The 20,990-nt window shown below is 44.0% G+C and carries 19 protein-coding genes; 13 read left to right on the top strand and 6 right to left on the bottom strand.

What is annotated here, in order from left to right; all coding sequences use genetic code 11:
- Positions 1-444 precede the first annotated feature (444 nt).
- The 4 genes from rapA to ABTQ23_RS20150 all read left to right on the top strand — a co-directional run bounded on the left by rapA (position 445) and on the right by ABTQ23_RS20150 (position 5,914).
- Positions 445-3,348 (top strand): RNA polymerase-associated protein RapA, encoded by a 2,904-nt coding sequence (rapA, locus tag ABTQ23_RS20165; RefSeq protein ID WP_408617562.1) that lies wholly within the window; start codon positions 445-447, stop codon positions 3,346-3,348.
- 77 nt (positions 3,349-3,425) lie between these two features.
- The gene (locus tag ABTQ23_RS20160; RefSeq protein WP_408617564.1) at positions 3,426-4,046 is read left to right on the top strand and encodes a pseudouridine synthase; all 621 of its coding nucleotides are present in this window, start codon (positions 3,426-3,428) and stop codon (positions 4,044-4,046) included.
- Positions 4,047-4,113: 67 nt separating this feature from the next.
- Positions 4,114-4,872 (top strand): DUF3530 family protein, encoded by a 759-nt coding sequence (locus ABTQ23_RS20155; protein WP_408617561.1) that lies wholly within the window; start codon positions 4,114-4,116, stop codon positions 4,870-4,872.
- A gap of 88 nt (positions 4,873-4,960) precedes the next feature.
- A complete protein-coding gene (locus ABTQ23_RS20150) occupies positions 4,961-5,914 on the top strand; it encodes a D-2-hydroxyacid dehydrogenase (protein ID WP_408617560.1) in 954 nt (317 codons plus the stop codon).
- A gap of 17 nt (positions 5,915-5,931) precedes the next feature.
- On the opposite strand, the gene djlA is transcribed toward ABTQ23_RS20150, so the two are convergent.
- The gene (djlA, locus tag ABTQ23_RS20145; protein ID WP_408617559.1) at positions 5,932-6,792 is read right to left on the bottom strand and encodes a co-chaperone DjlA; all 861 of its coding nucleotides are present in this window, start codon (positions 6,790-6,792) and stop codon (positions 5,932-5,934) included.
- Positions 6,793-7,083: 291 nt separating this feature from the next.
- Between djlA and lptD the strand changes: the two genes are divergently transcribed.
- The 5 genes from lptD to ABTQ23_RS20120 all read left to right on the top strand — a co-directional run bounded on the left by lptD (position 7,084) and on the right by ABTQ23_RS20120 (position 12,996).
- A complete protein-coding gene (lptD, locus tag ABTQ23_RS20140) occupies positions 7,084-9,375 on the top strand; it encodes an LPS assembly protein LptD (RefSeq protein WP_408617558.1) in 2,292 nt (763 codons plus the stop codon).
- Between the two features lie 26 nt (positions 9,376-9,401).
- Positions 9,402-10,718, top strand: coding sequence for a peptidylprolyl isomerase SurA (gene surA / locus ABTQ23_RS20135; RefSeq protein WP_408617563.1), 1,317 nt, complete (start codon positions 9,402-9,404; stop codon positions 10,716-10,718).
- Between the two features lie 219 nt (positions 10,719-10,937).
- Positions 10,938-11,738, top strand: coding sequence for a 16S rRNA (adenine(1518)-N(6)/adenine(1519)-N(6))-dimethyltransferase RsmA (gene rsmA, locus ABTQ23_RS20130; RefSeq protein ID WP_408617557.1), 801 nt, complete (start codon positions 10,938-10,940; stop codon positions 11,736-11,738).
- A gap of 22 nt (positions 11,739-11,760) precedes the next feature.
- Entirely contained in the window at positions 11,761-12,141 is a 381-nt protein-coding gene (gene apaG, locus ABTQ23_RS20125; protein ID WP_408617556.1) for a Co2+/Mg2+ efflux facilitator ApaG/CorD, read from the top strand.
- A gap of 39 nt (positions 12,142-12,180) precedes the next feature.
- Entirely contained in the window at positions 12,181-12,996 is an 816-nt protein-coding gene (locus ABTQ23_RS20120; protein ID WP_408617555.1) for a symmetrical bis(5'-nucleosyl)-tetraphosphatase, read from the top strand.
- Here ABTQ23_RS20120 and folA read toward each other — a convergent pair.
- The 4 genes from folA to rplU all read right to left on the bottom strand — a co-directional run bounded on the left by folA (position 12,978) and on the right by rplU (position 15,472).
- Positions 12,978-13,472, bottom strand: a complete 495-nt coding sequence (gene folA, locus ABTQ23_RS20115; protein WP_408617554.1) for a type 3 dihydrofolate reductase — start codon at positions 13,470-13,472, stop codon at positions 12,978-12,980. The genes ABTQ23_RS20120 and folA overlap by 19 nt on opposite strands.
- Before the next feature lie 132 nt (positions 13,473-13,604).
- Positions 13,605-14,774 (bottom strand): Obg family GTPase CgtA, encoded by a 1,170-nt coding sequence (gene cgtA / locus ABTQ23_RS20110; protein WP_408617553.1) that lies wholly within the window; start codon positions 14,772-14,774, stop codon positions 13,605-13,607.
- Between the two features lie 113 nt (positions 14,775-14,887).
- Positions 14,888-15,145 carry a 50S ribosomal protein L27 gene (gene rpmA, locus ABTQ23_RS20105; protein WP_408617552.1) on the bottom strand — a complete coding sequence of 86 codons (258 nt, stop codon included), beginning with the start codon at positions 15,143-15,145 and terminating at the stop codon, positions 14,888-14,890.
- Between the two features lie 15 nt (positions 15,146-15,160).
- Positions 15,161-15,472, bottom strand: a complete 312-nt coding sequence (gene rplU, locus ABTQ23_RS20100) for a 50S ribosomal protein L21 (protein WP_131911221.1) — start codon at positions 15,470-15,472, stop codon at positions 15,161-15,163.
- A gap of 239 nt (positions 15,473-15,711) precedes the next feature.
- Between rplU and ispB the strand changes: the two genes are divergently transcribed.
- Positions 15,712-16,686 (top strand): octaprenyl diphosphate synthase, encoded by a 975-nt coding sequence (gene ispB, locus ABTQ23_RS20095; RefSeq protein WP_408617551.1) that lies wholly within the window; start codon positions 15,712-15,714, stop codon positions 16,684-16,686.
- A 287-nt stretch (positions 16,687-16,973) separates the two neighbouring features.
- Positions 16,974-17,702: a glutathione peroxidase gene (locus tag ABTQ23_RS20090; protein WP_408617550.1), complete on the top strand. Its 729-nt coding sequence runs from the start codon at positions 16,974-16,976 to the stop codon at positions 17,700-17,702.
- Positions 17,703-17,730: 28 nt separating this feature from the next.
- Here the strand turns inward: ABTQ23_RS20090 and ABTQ23_RS20085 are convergent, their stop codons facing one another.
- Positions 17,731-18,618 (bottom strand): LysR family transcriptional regulator, encoded by an 888-nt coding sequence (locus ABTQ23_RS20085; protein WP_408617549.1) that lies wholly within the window; start codon positions 18,616-18,618, stop codon positions 17,731-17,733.
- Between the two features lie 125 nt (positions 18,619-18,743).
- On the opposite strand from ABTQ23_RS20085, the gene ABTQ23_RS20080 reads away from it, so the two are divergent.
- On the top strand, positions 18,744-19,931 hold the full coding sequence (locus ABTQ23_RS20080; protein WP_408617548.1) for an MFS transporter: 1,188 nt from the start codon (positions 18,744-18,746) through the stop codon (positions 19,929-19,931).
- Positions 19,932-20,004: 73 nt separating this feature from the next.
- A complete protein-coding gene (locus ABTQ23_RS20075; protein WP_408617547.1) occupies positions 20,005-20,964 on the top strand; it encodes an amidohydrolase family protein in 960 nt (319 codons plus the stop codon).
- The last annotated feature ends 26 nt before the right edge of the window (positions 20,965-20,990 follow it).

Below are 20,990 nucleotides of genomic sequence, written 5' to 3'. Positions count from 1 at the left end.
GTGTGAGGTGTGCCGTGTCAGTGGTGGTGCATTATAGGGATACGGCATTTTTACGCAAGTGCTTTTTGTAAAAAATTACGTTTTTTTATTTACTTGCACAATATTTAAACAAACTTAAAAATGCTTCTATATAAGATATTCAAGCTAACGTTGTAACCCTTATGGATTAAGTGGTTTGATAATCGGCCTCGAGTATTACTATGCGCCATCATTAGCGACTTCTTTCCGTCATCGATTTCCCTTATCAAGCTCGTTTAATCTATATAAAATAATGACATTAATTTTTTTTAGCAGCAGCGTTCATGATTCATATCAAATTCGTTTTAGCTGCTAAAAAAAAACCGCTATCGAAGCGCTAAATGGAGATGACTTCACTATAGCCATTCGGTTAACATAGCCGCCTTTTTTCTCGAAGCAATATAGATTCCCAGGAGTAATTGATTAATGGTTTTTTCCCTTGGTCAGCGTTGGATTAGTGATTCCGAATCAGAATTAGGTCTAGGTACAGTTGTTGGTGTTGAAGGCCGCATGATCACAGTATTATTTCCGGCAACAGGTGAAAACCGACTTTATGCAAAAGAAGATGCTCCAATTACTCGTGTTATTTTTAATATCGGTGATGAAATCACCCATGTTGACGGTTGGCACCTGAGCGTTACCAATGTCGCTGAGCAAGAAGGTTTGCTCGTCTATCAAGGAACGCGTCATGACAACGGCCAAGAAGATGAGATAAAAGAAGTCTTTTTAAGTCACTTCTTAAAATTTAACAAACCACAAGACCGCCTATTCGCGGGGCAAATCGATCGCTTTGATCGATTTGTGATTCGCCACAACGCTCTGCTGCAGCGCTATCAGAATCAGCGTTCTGAACTTCGCGGATTACTCGGTGGTAAAGTCAGTTTAATCGCCCATCAGCTGTATATTGCAAAAGAAGTTGGCCGCCGATTTGCCCCTCGCGTGATGCTTGCTGATGAAGTCGGTTTAGGTAAGACCATCGAAGCGGGATTAATTATCCACCAGCAGCTCACTGCAGGTCTTGCCCAGCGTATTTTAATTGTTGTTCCCGAAACACTGCAGCACCAATGGCTGGTCGAAATGCTGCGGCGATTTAATTTATCCTTCAGCCTATTTGACGAACAGCGTTGTGTCGAAGCTTATGCAGATTCAGACAACCCATTTGATACCGCACAACTTGTGTTAGTCAGCATGGATATGCTCAAAGCGAAAAAGCGTCGTTTTGAACAAATTTGTGAAGCGCAGTGGGACTTAATGGTCGTTGACGAAGCGCATCATCTCGAATGGAATGATGAACGCCCCAATCGCCAATTTCAGATTATTGAAGCACTTAGTGACGAAATCCCAGGCCTGCTGCTATTAACAGCAACGCCAGATCAGCTTGGCCACTTTAGTCACTTTGCTCGCCTGCGCCTGCTCGACAGTGCGCGCTTTCACGACTACGACTCTTTTTTAGAAGAGGAACAGCACTATCACAAATTAGCTGAAGTCTCCGAGCCATTGTTAAGCGATTCGCCAATCAGCCAAGAACAGCTAGATAATCTGACCTCTTTAAGTGGAATTACGTTGAGCGCATCTCTTGAGCAAATTAACCACTCGCAAGATGATATTCGCCAGTTGGCTCGCCATAAGCTGTTTAATGAGCTGTTAGATTGTCACGGAACTGGACGCGTCATGTTCCGAAACACGCGCTCAGCGGTCGATGGGTTTAAAAAGCGCCTGCTACAAGCACATCCATTAAAGCTCCCGAGTCAATATCAAACTGCGCTCAGAGTACATAACATGATGAGTGCTCAGCAGAGTATTGAAAGCCGAGCTCAGCAACTGTTATATCCTGAATCACTTTATCAAGCACTTGAAGGTGAAGGGATCCAATGGACTCATTATGACCCTCGCGTACTGTGGTTGATTGATTTTCTACTTGCAAATAAACGCGAGAAAGTTTTGGTGATATGTGCCAGCGCGCAAACAGCACTGGCTATTGAGGAAGCCGCTCGCACCGAGGAAGGAATTCGCGGCACTGTTTTTCATGAAGGCATGAGTATTCTTGAGCGGGACAAAGCAGGTGCCTATTTTGCCCAAGAAGAAGCGGGTGCCCAAGTGATGGTGTGCTCAGAAATTGGCTCTGAAGGACGCAATTTCCAATTTGCTCGTCATCTGGTGTTATTTGATTTGCCAACTAATCCAGACTTACTTGAGCAGCGTATTGGTCGGCTGGATCGAATCGGCCAAAAACATGATATAACAATTCATGTACCATTTATGGAAAACACCGCTCAAGACAAACTGCTGCAATGGTACCATCAAGGCCTTAATGCATTTGAACAACCATGTGCCACCGGTAGTGCCTTATATCAAAAACATGCCCAAAGCTTGATGGAAGTTCTCGCCACTGACCCAAGCGATAAACTGCAAGCGCTTATCGAACAGACGCATCAAGATCATTTAGAGCTACTCGCGCAAATGGAAGCAGGCCGAGATCGTCTGCTGGAGATGCACTCCAATGGCGGAGAACAAGCTCATCAACTGATAGCTCAAATTAGTGAGCACGAAAGCCACCCTGAATTTATTAACCAAACTTTGCGTTTATTTGATGTTCTGGGGATCCAGCAAGATGATTTAGGCGAGCAGATTATGTTGTTTAAACCAACTGAACATATGCTCGTTGCGTCACTGCCAGGTTTAGATGCCGAAGGGCAATTGGTTACATTTGATAGAGACAGTGCTCTGCATCGCGACGAAGTAGCTCTTCTTAATGAAGAACACCCGGTGTTTGAAGCAGCTTTAGATGCCATTTTATCTTCAGAAACGGGATCAACTTCGGTGGCGTTATTGAAAAATAATGCATTGCCTGCTGGGAGTTTCTTTTTAGAGTGTTTGTTTGTAGTTGAAACATCCGCGCCGCCTCAATATCAAGTGAGCCAATACCTGCCAGCGACACCGATTCGAATACTTCTGGATAAAAATGGCAACGACCTTTCAGCCAAAGTCGGATTTGAGACGTTTAATAAACAGCTCAGCGCCGTCAATCGCCATATTGGCAGTAAATTGGTCAATGCCTCACAAACTCAAATCCATGAGTTACTTCGCAAGGCACAGCAATTGGTCAAACCTCAGGTTGATGCGTTAGTTGAGCAAGCAGCCGCTCGCGCTAAAACCCAGTTGGGTGATGAATTAAGCCGGATGCAAGCATTAAAACAGCGCAATCCTGCGATTCGCGATGATGAGCTGGAGTTCTGGCAAACCCAGCAACAACAGGTGCTCGATTATCTGGATAAAGCGCAACTCAAACTGGATGCACTGCGCTTTATTGTGATTGCGCCATCAAAATAACAAGCTGGGGATAATAGGACTTGAGCATAGTGAGAGCCACGGATGACTTTGTTTATCAGCCACCACTGACACCTTATATGCCAGTGATTTATCATGATGATGATATCGCTGTTTTTGACAAACCCGCTGGGTTACTTTCAGTCCCTGGGCGAGCGCTTGCGCATAAAGATAGTCTGGCTCTTAGAGCGTTACGTGTTTGGCCTGATGCAAAAGTGGTTCATCGTCTGGATATGGCAACCTCAGGCTTAATCGTGATGGCTCTAAATAAGGCAGCCCAGAGCCATTTGAGTCGACAATTCCAACAGCGTCAACCTAAAAAAACTTACCTAGCCGAGATTTGGGGCCATCCAGAGCAATCACAAGGTGGCATTGAGCTGCCTTTGCGCTGTGATTGGCCAAATCGGCCAAGACAGATGGTTGATCATGAATTGGGTAAATATGCACTTACCCATTGGCAAGTGATTGAACAGCGAGAACAAACCTCACTGGTAAAACTGATGCCCATCACCGGGCGATCTCATCAGCTGCGAGTCCATATGTTAAGCATTGGGCATGTGATCATCGGGGATAAACTCTACGCCGAAGATTGCGCGCTAAGCGCTGCACCAAGGCTACATCTGCACGCCGCAAAACTAAGCTTTTATCATCCCAGCACGAATCAATGGTTAAGCTTTGAATCAGCGGCAGAATTTAGTTAAATTTTATATTTTCTACGATTAGCCGATAATGACAACATAACCTTAACCCTTTATAAGGATTAAACTTATGCTGCGCTGGATTTTGCTGGTAATGATAACCATATCATCGAGTATTCAGGCCCAAACTATCTCCCCTCTTTGGCAGCAAGTTCCAGGATATAAACCACTTGATGTGGGTTCAACTCAAGAAGTCTCATTATGGCTAAATGAGCGCACCGCAAAAAAAGTAGGCAGCATTGTTTTATTACCAGACTGGGGCAATCGCCCAACCGATGACGATGCTATCGAGCCGCTTCGCCAGCAGCTTCCAAACTGGGGATGGCAAACCATTGCAATTACACCACCACAGCCTGCTAAACGAGATGTTTTGGTTGAAGGCAAAGACACCCAAGCAATTGATGATTATCAGAAACAGTTACTCGCAAGTCTTGATGCACTGAATAAAGCCAGAAGCGAGCAATTTGGTTATCAAGTAGTCGTTGCACAAGGCGCGATGGCAGCCTGGGTCATTCGCATATACGCGCAGCGCCAACGCCCACTGCCCGATGCACTGGTCATTATTGACAGTTATTATCCAAATTTGGCATTAAACAAAGCTATTGCTAGTGAACTTGCGCAATTAACTTGCCCAGTTTATGACCTATATTTTCGCGATGCCAATAATTGGGCTTTATCCGGTGTTGAAACGCGCAGAATCGCAATGCAAAGAGCGCAAAAGAGTGATTACCGCCAAAGTGAAATTCAAAGCGCTCCATATCTAGCAGTGTCCGGAAATTTGTTGGCAAAACGTTTATATGGCTGGCTCAGCTCATTAGGCTGGAATTAAATTGTGAATCACACAATTCAAGCGTACCTTTGATAATCAGAACACGTTACCATACAAGCTCAAGCTAAAAACGATAAAGGAGCATCGAATGGCCACAGTCGTTTGTCTAGAACGTGATAGTCTAGGCCTGCAATTTACCCTTCCAAACCTTAAAGGCGCTCATGAGTGGCGGGATTACCCCTTCACAACGCCGGAACAGGTTGCCCCAAGACTACGTGATGCCGACATCGTCGTTGTCAATAAAGTAGTACTCAATGAAAGCTTGTTGAGCCAGCTGCCTAAACTTAAATGTATCGCGGTGAGTGCAACTGGCGTTAACAACGTTGATTTAAGTGCCGCTAGTCGTCTGGGAATAAAAGTCTGTAATATTCAACGCTATTCCGGTGATGGCGTCGCAGAGCATACCTTTATGCTGATGCTCGCACTGCGCCGCAGTTTAATCTCGTATCATAAAGCGCAGCAAAGTGGCCATTGGCAAGAGTGCGGACAGTTTTTTTACGCAGATTTTCCCATCGATAATCTAAAAGGCCAAACTCTAGGACTGATTGGCAGTGGTGATTTAGGCCAGCATGTTGCCAACATTGCCAAAGCATTTGGCATGAATGTTCTGTTTGCAGCTCGCAAAGGACAAGCACCAAGCAATGGCAAAATTGAGTTTAACCAGTTGCTGGAACAAAGTGATATCGTTTCGATTCATTGTCCGCTAACCCCTGAGACGCAAAACTTAATTGGTGAAGCTGAATTTGCAAGAATGAAAGAAACAGCCATGCTCATCAATACTGCTCGTGGCGGAATCGTTAATGAACGGGCGCTATTAAATGCTCTTGAAAGCAAACAGATAGCAGGCGCTGGATTTGATGTAAGTGAGCAGGAACCACCCGCAGCAGAATCACCACTGATGCAGGCGGCTCAATACGATAACTGTATCGTCACGCCTCATATTGCTTGGGCTAGCCAACAAAGTCGTCAAATATTAATTGATCAGCTGATCGATAATATCCAAAGCTTCTTAGATGGCCACCCCAAACATCTTGTGAACTAATCACAGATTAAAGCAGGCTAGCGCATGCCGCGAGCCTGCTTGATAAGTTCATAAGCATGCTGAATTTCCTGCGCCTTTTTCTTGGCCAGTTCTAACATCTGTGGCGGTAACCCTTTTGAAACCAGCTTATCAGGGTGATGCTGGCTCATCTGTCGTCGATAGGCTCTTTTTACTTCTTGATCGGTTGCCGATGCTTCGATATCTAATAACTTATAGGCATCAGACAGAGACTGCTCGGAACTTTCATAGCGGTTACTCGAAGACGACGATCCGGACTGACTATTACTCTCTGGCCCATGATGCGACCAGTGACCACCGCCTTGACGACGCTGCTGAAAACGGATTTCAGCTTCCCAACGTGCAATAACTCGTTCTAAATCACTTTGGTTAAAGCCCAGTGCGCGTCCGACACGCTCAATCATCTGGCGTTCAATAGGCTCAATAATCCCGTCGGCAAAGACACCCGACATCTGCAATTCTAGAAACATCTGCAGCATGTCTGAGCGCCCTTTCACCAGTTTTACTAATTTTTGTAACTCTTCTTCTAACGGATAGTCACTGCGTTTACCATCGCGGAACGCTTCTTGTGCTTGTTGGCGAGCTTCCCCTTGTAATCCCATTTGATCCATCAACATGCTAGCAATCTGAATCTCTTGAGAGGTCACCACGCCTTTTGCTTTGGCAATATGTCCCATCACCGCAAAAGTAGTGACAAAAAACTGAGATTGCCCATCAGCACTACTAAACGAACCTAAATTAAAATTCTGACCCAATGCTCGATCGAACATATGACCAAGCCATAAACCAATGATTGCGCCCCACCATCCTGCGAACATCAATCCAAATATAAAACCGAAAATCTTCCCCAAAATACGCATTAACTAACCTTGCACTCGATAAAATTAAGAAGGCACTTCCCTTTCAGACCACTAAAATAACAATTGGTTGCAGCAATCACCAGATATCACTTAGATTGCAATAAAGCTAGGCAAGACTCAATAACTATGAATAAATTCATGAATTATTCACCAATTAATGGGTCTTACGATAGCCGAATAGCATAAATTCCAGTAAGATGACCAATTAAAGTTCACGGTGGTCCCTGCCCGGCATAAATATTTTAAATTGGCAGATTTTGACCCAATGATGATGAGTATGATTCAAAGGATATGACCAGCCCTAAATCTCTTTTATTTTGCGCAACATCTATTGCCTTGCTTTCTTTGAGCGTCAAAAGCTATGCAGATGTCAACTCGAACCAACCACTTCCTAGTGGCAGGTGTTACGTACCGCCAGCACCAAGATTAGACACGCCAGCGACACAAAATAATCAACAAATCGCAGTTCGCTCTAAAAATGCGAAATTAGTTCGCGGCAAAAGTGCCGAATTTAACGACGATGTTGGTGCCACCCAAGGCAACCGTCGTATGGTATCCGATAAAGCATCGCTGAATCAGCAAACTCAAACATTAACAGCCCAAGGAAATGTCAAATATCAGGATAACCTGATGGACGTTTCCAGTAATAAGATTCAGACCAATTTAAAATCTCACGCGACAACCATTGATCAAGCCAAATATCGTTTTAATGGCCAAAGTGGTCGCGGGCAAGCAAAAAATCTAAAATTAGCAACAAATAAAGCACTCTCAATGGATGATGCTGTGTACACCGCATGTCCTCCAGGCGATGAAAGTTGGTCAATTAGCGCATCGAGCCTTTATATCGATAAAAACCGTGACTGGGCGACTGCTCATAATGCGGTATTTCATATTTTAGATGTCCCTGTTTTTTATCTTCCTTATTTTAGTTACCCCATTAGTAACAAGCGCCAAACTGGTTTTTTATATCCTCAATTTACCAGCTCATCCAATAATGGATTTGATCTAAAAACGCCATTTTATTGGAATATGGCACCTAACTATGACTTAACGCTTACCCCCCGGTTAATGACCAAACGAGGCCAGCAGTTAACCACGAGTTTTCGTTATTTAACGCTTGGGCAGTTGGGTAAAATTGATTACGAGTATCTACCTGATGACGATATCACCCATGAAAATCGGTATCTGATTCACTGGGAAAACGATGGTGGAATAGGCGATCACTGGCGGCTACATAGCAACTATTCACGGGTGAGCGATCCTAACTACTTTTCTGATGTTGGCAGTGAAACAATCAGTGATACCGATGAGCTCCTCCAACAAGGTCGCGTTGATTACCGAGATGCTAATTGGAATGCCGGATTACTAGTTAACAACTATCAGATTTTAGGTAGCACCGAAGCTCCCCATAAAGTCTTACCAGAACTGCATTACGATGGTCTTTGGGATACTGGCTTAGGTAGCTTAAAATTTGGCTTAAAAGGCCAGATGGTTAACTTCACCGACAGTGACCCTGATGTGTATACAGCAAAACGCTACCATATCGAACCGACACTGAAATTACCATTAAGTGTGCCTGGCGGTTACCTCAACAGCCAAATATCCTTGATGCAGACTTATTATGACCAAGACACCAAAGGTGATGGCTCACTTAAAAGTCATATAAGCCGGACTCTACCTGAATACCGGGTAAATGCCGGGCTCAACTTTGATCGCTCAATGAATTGGTTTGGTGAAAAATATCAGCAGACCTTCGAGCCTCAAGTTCAGTATTTATATATTCCATATAAAAAGCAGTCTGACATTGGGATCTATGACACGGCCGCTTTAGAGCAGGATTATTTTGGTATGTTCCGAGACCGTCGTTATAGCGGTTTGGACAGGATCTCCGATGCAAACCAAGTTACCGCGGGTGCCACAACTCGTTTTCTAAATGCCAATAATGAAGAAAAATTGCGATTATCAGTGGCTCAAATTTTCTATCTGCAATCGCCGCGAGTGACTTTGCCGGACGACGAAGAAGGTTATACCTACAGCTCAGATCGCTCAGCTTTAGCCGTTGAAGGTGACTTAAACATCTCTCACGATTGGTTCTTCCATTCGGGAATGCAGATTAACGATACCACCGGCAAAATCAATAAAAGTAATACAGCACTGGAGTGGAAACCCGGTGTCAACAAAATGATCCAACTTAATTATCGTTATGGACGCGATGATAATGGAACCTTACGCAATGAAATTAATCAAATAGGTACGAAGATGAGTTGGCCGCTGCGCCCGGATATTCATTTAGTGGGAAGTTACTATCGAGATCTGTACTTAAATCGTAGTATTGAATCGATTCTGGGTGTCCAGTACGATTCATGCTGTTGGGCAGTTCAAGTTGCATTCCAACGTTCGATTACCACACACTATGATTATGACGGCTCAACGGACCCTAGGGGTGAGATTGATAACGCAATTAAATTCCAGTTCATCCTCAAAGGGATTGGTAGTGGAACCAGCAATGACTCAGATGCCTATCGTAAAATGATGGATTCAGGTCGGCTGCCATACGGACATCCTTTTTACTTAAATAATTAATCCAATACGAATAACTAACAGGCAGCCTGATAGGGCTGCCCAGCAATTTTAGGGTTCACATGAAAGTAGTTTATCGATTATCGCTGCTCCTCTTAGTTTTACTTAGCACAAGCTTATGGGCCAAGCCTGAACTTGTGGATCAAGCGATTGCCATCGTCAATAACGACGTCGTCACACAAACAGATTATGATCAACTTAAAGCAACAGTTGAACGTAATGCCCGAGAAGATAAGCGCCAACTTCCACCCGAACAAGCATTACATCGTCAACTTCTAGATAAATTGATTGATGACCAGCTGATTCTCCAGCAAGCCAAACGAATGGGCATTGAAATTAGTGACGCCCAGTTAGATCAAACGATTGAAAATATTATTCAGCAGTCAGGAAAAAGCCGCGAGCAGTTTATCAAGGATCTAAAAACGCAGCAGAATCTCTCTTATAAAGAATTCCAGCGTCAAATCCGTCAACAACTCTTAATTAATCAGACATCGCAAAGTGCAGTCAGACGCCAGATTAATATTGATAAACAAGCGGTGCAATCAATGGTTGAACGCATTGATCAACAAGGAGAAAAACAGGTCCGTTACCATATCGCACATATTATGGTGAAATTCTCCGATGCCGCTAATCCAGAGGCTGCCCAAAAACAAGCGCAACATATTATGGCCCAGTTAAAATCTGGTGCTAATTTTACCAAAGTTGCACTAAGTCAATCGCAGGGACCTAAAGCACTCAAAGGCGGAGACTGGGGTTGGATGGGTATTAATGAAATGCCAACCATCTTTGCTCAGGTGATTCACCAACAACCGGCCGGAACACTGATTGGACCATTTAAATCAGAAGCTGGTTATCACATTCTGAAAATCGTCGCGATCAAAGGTATTGATAAAGTCGAAGCTACCGAGGTCAAAGCTCGGCATATTTTAATCAAACCATCCATCATTATGAGTGACGCCAAAGCCAGAGATTTGCTTAGCCAGATCCGCAGCGACATTTTATCAGGCAAAGGAAGTTTTGCTAAATATGCTCGCCAATATTCACAAGACACAGGGTCTGCTGTAAAAGGTGGCGAACTGGGATGGACCGATCCAAGCTCATTTGTTCCAGCATTTCGTAAAATGGTCGAAACACTGCCGATTGGCCAAATCAGCCAGCCGTTTCATAGCCAATTTGGCTGGCACATTGTCGAAGTTGAAGACAGACGTAAAACTGATAAAACGGCAGAGTCTAAACAGCAAAAAGCATTTCAAATTCTCTACCAGCGTCAATATCAAGAGCAAATGCAAAACTGGCTTGATGACTTGCGCCGCCACTCTTACATTAAAAAGCTAAATGTTCAGTAGCTTATAATTCGGAGCCGAGTCTCATCGGCTCCGATATTTCAAACTTAACCTAGTCATTTGCATCAAGCAAAGCATGGTAAAATTATCCACAATAGTCACATTCTGTTACTATTATGAATCAGTCTTAATTTACGAATCGGGATATCTAGCAGCGCTATTGCTCGCTATGATACCGCAAAATAGCCGTAATAAAATTACACCCGAATGGTTAAAACCTCAATGAGTAACAATTTTCATCAAGGCCACCAAGCCCGCAAACGGTTTGGTCAAAACTTTTTAAGCGATGACTACATTATTGGTCAAATTGTCGCAGCAATTTATCCGCAACCAGGCGAAACACTGGTTGAAATTGGCCCTGGATTGGCAGCTTTGACAAAACCAGTAGCAGAGCAATCTGGTCATCTAAACGTTATTGAACTTGACCGAGACTTAGCTGAGCGGTTGCGTCATCATCCCGATTTAAGCGATAAATTGACTGTTTATGAAGCAGATGCGATGAAATTCGACTTTACTCAGTTGCAAGAAAATGAGCAAAAGTTAAGGGTGTTTGGCAACCTGCCATATAACATCTCAACACCACTTATTTTTCATTTGCTCTCATTTAGCTCACTTATTAGTGACATGCATTTCATGCTGCAAAAAGAAGTCGTACAGCGTATGGCCGCAGGACCAGGCAGCAAAGCCTATGGTCGATTGAGTGTCATGACTCAATATCATTGTCGAGTGATTCCAGTTTTGGAAGTTCCACCAGAATCATTTAAACCTGCACCAAAAGTTGATTCTGCGGTTGTCAGACTAGAACCTTATCAGCAAGTGCCTTATCCTGTTAATAATATCAAAGCATTAGATCGCGTTTGTCGAGAAGCATTTAATAAACGGCGCAAAACATTGCGCAACGCATTGGGCCAGTTATTTAGCAGCGAACAGTTGGAAAATCTTGGTTTTGAGCTCAGCCTTCGGCCAGAACAGTTAAGTGTGGCTGATTTCGTTAAGCTGGCTAACCATCTCGACTTATCATAAAAGCTTGTTACGGAGAAACCGAATGTGTCCAGCCTCTGCAACCATCCAGATTGGTGTCGAAACCGAATACTTAGAAGAGCATTCTTCTGAGCAAGATGAGCAATTTACGTTCGTCTATACCATCACCATTACCAATCAGAATGATGCGCCTCTTAAACTACTTCGTCGCCATTGGCATATCACGGATGGCAATGGCAAAACCAATGAAGTCGAAGGTGAAGGAGTTGTTGGTAAACAGCCGACGTTGAAACCGAAAAAGCCATTTACCTATACAAGTAGCGTTGTCATTCAAACCCCAGTTGGCGTGATGGAAGGTAACTACACATTGCAAACGGACAATGGCGAGCTTTTAAGTGCACCGATTCCCGCATTTCGGCTAGCAAAGCCGAACAGCTTACATTAAACAATTGGTCTTGGTTATAAAAAGTATAGGTAGTCAACAATGCATTATATGATTGGTGATCTCCATGGCTGCTACGATGAATTGCGCCAATTATTGGAGATTGCAGACATCAATCTCGATGATAATCAATTTTGGTTTACCGGTGATTTAATCGGGCGCGGCAATCAACCTCTGGAAACGCTGCGCTTTATTCGCTCCCTAGGTAAAAATGCGCAGGTAGTGCTCGGTAATCATGACCTGCATTTTTTAGCCGTTGCCGATGGTGTAGCAAAACTAAAGGCTAAAGATAAGGTCGATGCGTTGCTCAGTGCACCTGACAGCGAAGAGCTGATTGACTGGCTGTGGCGTCAACCTTTGCTTGCCCAGTTAGACCGGCAGACGGTCATGGTCCATGCGGGAATTACGCCGCAATGGTCTCTTGAAAAAGCCTTAGCCTGCGCGGATGAAATCCATAATCTATTTGTCCAACCACAGCTTCGTCATGAACTGCTGACCCATATGTATGGTGATGAACCCAATTTATGGGATGATAATTTAGAAGGCTCTGAACGCTATCGATTTATCATCAACAGCTTTACCCGCATGCGTTTTTGCTATAGCGACTTAAGCCTAGATTTTGCTTACAAAGAAGGGTTAGAAAACGCCCCCAAAGGACTAACCCCTTGGTATAAGCTACGCAATGACCAGACAACGATTATATTTGGTCATTGGGCAGCTTTAATGGGCAAAGTCGATAATCCACAGGTAAAAGCGATGGATACAGGTTGTATTTGGGGAAACCAATTATCCATGCTCGAATGGGAAACAGGTCAACTTTATCAAACCCAATGTGAAGCTTATCGACGCTCCAACTGAACAAAACGGTAATTATAGGGATTTTGCTCATCAGCAAGATGGGCATTTTCATCACTAATTTGCCACTTTTGTGGTTCATAATCAGGAAAGAACGTATCACCATCATGGATGTTTAAATCGATAAACGTCAGATATAAACGTTGCGCTGATGGTAAAAAAAGCCGATACAGTTCCCCACCGCCCATAATCACTAACTCTTGCGTATCATTAAGCTGTTCTTGCTCTATTGCTTGTTGCAAAGAGCTAATCGTAGTAACGCCCTCGACATGCCAATGGCTATCTCGAGTGAGAACATAGTTATGTCGCCCTGGAAGCGCTCGACCAATCGATTCATATGTTTTACGGCCCATAACAACAGGTTTACCCATAGTCGTCTGTTTAAAGTGCTTTAAATCTGCGGGTAAATGCCAGGGCATCTGATTGCCTCGGCCAATCACGCGGTTATTTGCCATGGCGGCAATCATTGATATCAACATAACAATCCTTTATACAGCAACTCACTTAAAGCTGCTCATTATATACGTAAAATAGAGTTCTGAGGCAACAGAGATAAGACACAAAAAAGCCAGCGTTCATGCTGGCTTCTCATTACTTATTGAACTTACGAGCTAATCACGAACGTAAATGACTTCAACTCCGTCATCATCGTCGTCATCCCAATCGTCATCATCATCTTCATCAACGACGGGTGCTTGTTCAGCAATTTTCGATTGATGATATTCATCCCACTGAAAATCGACTTGCTCAGTCAGCGGTTCATCTTCAATACTCGGCAGCGTCTCGATATAATCCATGAGATCTTTACAAAGCTCATCAGTACCTTGCTGAGCAAGTGCCGAAATTTGGTAGACCGGACCTTCCCAATTAAGCGCCTGACAAACTTGCTCTTGAACTTGCATGAGCGTTTCGCCATCGAGCAACTCAACTTTATTTAGCACCAACCAACGAGGTTTTTCATAAAGTTTTTCACTGTATTGACGCAGTTCATCAATGATAGTCTGAGCATGTACAGCCGGGTCGCTACCATCAACAGGACAGACATCGACCATATGTAATAAAATGCGGCACCGTTCTAAATGTTTTAAGAAACGGATCCCAAGCCCTGCACCATCTGCAGCACCTTCAATTAGCCCTGGGATATCGGCAATCACAAAGCTACGCTGACTGGATTGGCGAACCACCCCAAGGTTTGGCACTAAGGTTGTAAAAGGATAATCAGCAACTTTAGGTTTAGCCGCTGACACACTGCGAATAAACGTTGATTTACCCGCATTCGGTAACCCCAACAACCCAACATCAGCGAGCAGCATAAGCTCCAGCTGTAACATGCGAACTTCACCAGGAGTTCCGTTGGTTTTTTTCCGAGGCGCTCGGTTAACGCTACTTTTAAAGCGTGTATTACCTAATCCGTGAAAACCGCCCTGAGCCACTTTTAAACGCTGACCATGTCGTGTTAAATCACCAATCACTTCAGCCGTATCAGCATCAGTTGCTCGAGTGCCAACCGGAACTTTCAGTTCAATACTGCCACCACGGCGGCCAGTACAGTTACTACCTTGTCCGTTTTCGCCACGCTCAGCTCGGTGGAATCGTTCAAATCGATAATCAATAAGTGTGTTTAAGTTTTCATCCGCGACAAGATAGACACTTCCGCCATCGCCGCCATCACCGCCGTCTGGGCCGCCTTTGGGTACATATTTTTCACGGCGAAAACTAATACACCCATTACCGCCATCCCCGGCTTCAACTCGGATTGTCGCTTCATCTACGAATTTCATGTTCGCTCCGTCGGTTATTACCGAACAACTTTAACTATCATGATTATGTTTTTAGTATACAAATAAAAAGCCCCGCTTGATAAGCGGGGCTTTGCTATTTTTAAAAGGTCTGATTATTCAGCGACGACGCTGACGAACTTGCGGTTCTTAGGACCTTTTACTTCAAACTTCACTGTTCCTTCAGCAGTTGCAAACAAGGTATGGTCTTTACCCAAACCAACGTTTGAACCGGCATGGAATTTAGTTCCACGCTGACGAACAAGAATGTTACCCGCTAAAACAGATTCACCACCAAAACGTTTAACGCCCAGGCGTTTACTTTCTGAGTCGCGACCGTTACGGGTGCTACCACCAGCTTTTTTATGTGCCATGAGTGAGACTCCTAATTAAGCGTTAATACCGGTAATACGAACTTCAGTAAACCACTGGCGGTGACCAGCTTGTTTCCGTGCGTGTTTACGACGACGGAACTTGACGATTTTAACTTTATCGCCACGACCGTGAGAAACAACTTCTGCTGTTACTTTACTACCTTCAACATAAGGCGCGCCGATTTTAACATCTTCGCCATTGGCAATCATCAGAACGTTGTCAAACTCGACAGTTGCGCCAGTTTCAACTTCTAACTTTTCCAGGCGAATGGTTTGACCTTCGGCAACACGGTGCTGTTTACCACCACTTTGGATAACCGCGTACATAATTCAAACTCCGCTAGCGCCTAAATCACTTTTAAGTATAGGCGCATTAAATTCTTAACAATGGCCGCGAATTCTACGCAAAATCGAGCAGCACGGCAAGTCTAAACTGTAAAAAAGTCTAAAAAATATTCACTCTTAAGAAAAAAGCGCCATCAAAGCTGCGTTTATGTGACTTTTCATGTAAAATTTGCCCCATTCTTGCCTTGCGCCAAACCAATTACAGGTAATCGTACAACTTTATGGATCTCCAAGCCATTCGCGATTTATCCGAAAAGGATATGAACGCCGTTAACCAACTGATCTATCAAGAATTAAGCTCCGATGTTGCACTGATAAACCAGGTGGCTGTATATATCGTCAACAGCGGTGGCAAACGGATGCGCCCACTTCTTGCTGTGCTCGCCAGTCAGGCGCTCGGTTACAACCAGGGTGACGACCATATAAAAATGGCCGCGATCATTGAGTTTATTCACACATCGACGCTACTACATGACGATGTGGTCGATGAGTCAGAGCAGCGCCGCGGTCAGGACACCGCCAATGAGCGTTTTGGCAATGCGCCTAGCGTTCTTGTTGGTGACTTTCTTTATACTCGCGCATTTCAGCTGATGACTCAGCTACATGATCTTAAAATCATGAACATTTTAGCCGAAGCCACCAATGTTATCGCTGAAGGTGAAGTTCAGCAGTTGATGAATTGTAATGATCCAGATATCAGCGAAGCTGACTACTTTAAAGTCATTTATTGCAAAACCGCAAAACTGTTCGAAGCCGCAACGCGACTGGCGGCAGTACTCGCCAAACAGGATGCGAAAATAGAGCAAGCGCTGGCTGATTACGGCAAGTATTTAGGGACGGCATTTCAAATTATGGACGACATCCTTGATTATGATGCTGACACCGCCAAAACTGGTAAAAATGTTGGTGACGATCTGGCCGAAGGAAAACCAACACTACCTCTTCTTTATGCAATGCGTCATGGTAATACTGAGCAAGCGCAAATGATTCGCCAAGCCATTGAACAGGGCGATGGCCGCGGCCAACTCAGCGAAGTGCTAAGTGCCATGCGTGAAACTGGCGCGCTAGAGTACAGCCATCAAGCCGCAAGAGCGGAAGCGGACAAAGCAATTAAAGCGCTTTCTATTTTAGAAGATTCACCATATAAAGAAGCTTTAGTTAGCCTTGCTCACATCGCAGCAGAACGACAGAACTAATGTAAACGCGGTGAGCCATCACCGCGTTGTTATTTACACGTTTTGACATCGCTACCCTTTTATATTCTTTACTCTTAAGTTCATCACTTAAAAAGCTCTGGTGTAAGAGCATTCATAATCAAATTTATCTCTGCCTATTAATTCTCTAATAAACAATTGGTTATATCTATTCATTCAATAAACTAGAATGATTTTACCTATCGCTCTATTTGGTTGATAATCAACTTAACAAATTGAGCAGACACGTTATGCTTAATACATTGACTATCAATTAGAGGAAATCTTATATGTTTGCATCTAAAGAAGGCCAAGCAGTCCCTCAAGTCACCTTTGCTACTCGTCAAAATGATGAATGGGTAAATGTTACAACTGACGATCTGTTTAAAAACAAAACGGTCGTTGTCTTCAGCTTACCTGGCGCTTTTACTCCAACGTGTTCATCCGCTCATCTGCCTCGTTATAACGAGTTGTATTCTGTTTTTAAAGCACATGGAATTGATGAGATCCTTTGTGTTTCTGTCAACGATACGTTTGTCATGAACGCCTGGAAAGATAATCAAGAAGCAGAAAATATTACCTTTGTACCTGATGGCAATGCTGAATTTACTGATGGTATGGGCATGTTGGTTGATAAAAAAGACTTAGGCTTTGGCAAACGCTCATGGCGCTATAGCATGCTTGTTAAAGATGGCGTCGTTGAGAAAATGTTTATTGAACCTGATGAACCAGGCGACCCATTCAAAGTTTCTGATGCCGACACCATGCTTAAATATGTTGCACCAGATTATAAAACTCAAGAATCGATCACCATGTTCACTAAACCTGGTTGTCCATTCTGCGCGAAAGCGAAACATCTCTTAGCTGACAAAGGGCTTCAGTTCGAAGAAGTTGTGTTAGGTAAAGATGCGACAACAGTTAGTTTACGTGCTGTCTCTGGCCGAGTCACAACACCACAAGTCTTTATTGGTGGTAAACACATCGGCGGAAGTGACGATTTAGAAGCTTATTTTGCTTAAACACTAGTAGCCCCTTCGGGGGCTATTTTTATTCATTTTTGCCCTGTTTTGCCAGCGCCATAAAGCGCTCCACCAATGGATTATTCTCAGCTTTTCGACAAAACAGAAATAAGTCCATATTAGAATCCACCCCCAACAGTTCTAAAAACACAATATTCGGCGGAGCACTTCGCTCTAATGCCTCCGATAACACAGCAACCGCCAAATTTGCTTCAACGACACTCAGTAAAGCCGCGGGGCTTTGAACCTGCATCGATCGCATTGGAATAAACGGCAGAGCAAAGTTCGTTACCATCATGCCGTACTGGTCATCTTCGGCGGAGAGGCCAACAAATATTTCATTTTTAAGTGAGTGGACATCAACTTCGGTAAAATTAGCCAGGTTGTGCTCAGATGAACAAGCCAATTTAAACGAAAAATGGTTGAGATAAATTTTGGCAATATCATCAATGTGGCTAAATGCTGCAGATGGGCCAAATACAACATCGACATGACGATTTAATAGCGCCTTAGCCTGAGCTGCCGGATGCACCTCAACCAGTTCTATTTTCACGTCAGGATGTAATTTATGGAACGCTTTGACCAGATTCGGCATGATGGAATTAGATGTCGAACTGGCGCAAATACCAATGCGCAGCCGCCCTATTTCGCCTTGCAATGCTCGAGCAACCAATTGAGTGCTCTGTTCGGTGCGTTTGAGAATATCGCGAGCTTGCTCTAGGAAAAGCCGTCCAATTTCACTTAACTGCACCTGATGATGATCCCGCAGCAATAGCTGCGCACCAAGTTCTTCTTCTAGTGCTTTAATCTGCATACTCAGCGCTGGCTGAACAATATGCAATCGTTTCGCCGCTCGGCCAAAGTGCAATTCCTCGGCCACAGCTACGAAATAACGTAAATGTCTAATCTCTGGCATGGTCATCATTATTTATGATTACCAATATCATATCAATATATTTCTATTACTAATATCACCCGAGTATAACTAGCTCTCAAGGAATACGCGGTATCAGATTTAATCCATAGGAATTTGATAAGATTATGAATAAATTAGGAAAAGCAGGTGCATGCTCACTAATGGCTGTTGCCTGCCTAACCATTATGGTGGGATGTGTCATCGTCCCAGGCCTACCAAATATTGCCAAGAACTTAAACGTTCCTCATCTAGCAAGCTGGCTCGTCACTTTGCCTTCTTTGGGCGTTGTCATCTTTGGTGCGCCAGTTGGAAACCTGATGAAACGCATTGGCGCTTATCGAGTATTACTCGCCGGGTTAGCACTGTATGGTGCACTTGGAGTCATCGGCATGTGGCTAGCTAATCCAATCGTTCTATTTGCTGACAGGCTCATTTTAGGCGGAGCAACCGCTATGGTGATGGCCTCTGGCACAGCACTCATCTCAGAGTTCTATCATGGCGATGAACGTCTGAAAATGATTGCTCTGCAAGGAATGTCTATTGAGCTTGGTGGCGTTATCTTTTTGGCAATCGGCGGAATTTTTGCGCAAATGCACTGGCAACTGCCGTTTATCCTCTACTTGATGGCCTGGGTCTTCTTAGTCGGTATTCTGCTATTTGTACCCAAACCTGCTAACCGCTCTGACGCTGAGTCAATTGCCAACGCTGACGCGACACCATCTGTTGCCCAAGGAAAAGGGCGCGGGAATGTTGCTATCGTCTATTTTGCTGCATGCCTAACGATGGTGCTGTTTTTTACTGCCGTCATCATGATGCCGCGCTTTTTAGCCAAACTTGGTTTAAGTGAAGACCAAACAGGCTACTTCATGGCATTTATCTCGCTGGTTGCCGTGGGAGCGGCCTCACAGATGCCAAAAATTCAGCGCCGTTTTGGCTCAATTATGACCCTTTGCATCGCTTTTATCGGTTATGCCATTGCGCACTTTCTCTATTCGACTGGCGTGATAGAGCTGATGATTCTCGGTGCTATATTTATGGGAATCGGCTTTGGTTTCTCGGTACCACTTGTGAACCACATGGTGGTTGAGTGCAGCACCAATGCTTACCGCAATCAGAATCTGGCAATGTTATCGGTTGCTATCTTTTTAGGACAATTCTTGTCCTCCTTTATGAGCTTTATTCCAGGTGATGGTGCGATGACATTCATCGTTGCAGGGATTGCCGCCATTGTTATTTCAGCGTTCTTTTTAACACAACGACTGGTTAAAAAGAGCTCCAACCCATCGTTATCAGAAACGAATACAGGTTCTTAAATAGTTATAACCTGTGACTTTAATTCGCATTCAAATCTGAAGACAAAAATTCATTATAAATAGGAGAAATCCCATGAAAAAAATCTCAATGGAAGAACATTTTATTATCGATGAACTGGTTCCTCATCTTGAAGATACCTATCAGAACATCAATAAAAACCTAGCTAGTAAAGCTGTACCAAAACTTAAAGAACTCGGTGAAAAACGCATTGCCGACATGGATGAAGCAGGCCTTGATTTTGCAGTGCTTTCCATTGCCGGTCCAGGTGTACAAATCGAACCTGATGCAGCAAAAGCCGTTCGTTTAGCTAAAAAAGCAAACGATGTATTGGCAGCCGCTATGCAAGAATATCCAACTCGTTTTGGTGGTTTGGCTCATTTAGCGATGCAAGATCCTGAAGAAGCGGCTAACGAGCTGGAACGCTGCGTAAAAGATTTAAACATGCAAGGCGCGATGATCAACGGCCAGACTCTTGGCTTGTACCTCGATAATCCTTGTTACGACGTATTCTGGGCTAAAGCATCAGAACTCAAAGCACCTGTTTACTTACATCCAGGTAACCCAGTGCAGATGCCAATTACTTATGAAGGGGCGAAAGCCTTGTGGGGACCAGTCTGGGGCTGGATGGCAGAAACTGGCGCTCACGCAATTCGCATGATTGTTAACGGTGTCTTTGATCGCCACCCAGACGCGCGCATCATTCTGGGCCATATGGGTGAAACACTGCCTTATTTGATGTGGCGTTTTGACAGCCGTCTGCCAACTGCTTACATGAATGTTGAGCTCAAACATGAACCTTCTTATTACATCCGCAATAACATTACCTGCACCACTTCTGGTGTGTGTGATGAAGTTTCGTTGCGCTGTGCGTTAGATAACTTAGGTGAAAACAGCGTAATGTTCTCAGCAGACTACCCATTTGAAAGTCTCAAAGAATCTTGCGATTGGCTAGAAGGCGCTAATGTAAGCGACGAAAGAAAAGCAAAAGTCGCTCACCAAAACGCAGAAAATATCTTAGCGAACATGAAATAAGTTTAATGCCCTGCCTTTTGAGCAGG

The sequence above is a fragment of the Celerinatantimonas sediminis genome, from assembly GCF_046054195.1.
Taxonomy (GTDB): Bacteria; Pseudomonadota; Gammaproteobacteria; order Enterobacterales; family Celerinatantimonadaceae; genus Celerinatantimonas.
The sequence above is the reverse complement of the archived record's forward strand: the minus strand, read 5'-3'. Positions and strand labels throughout refer to the sequence as shown.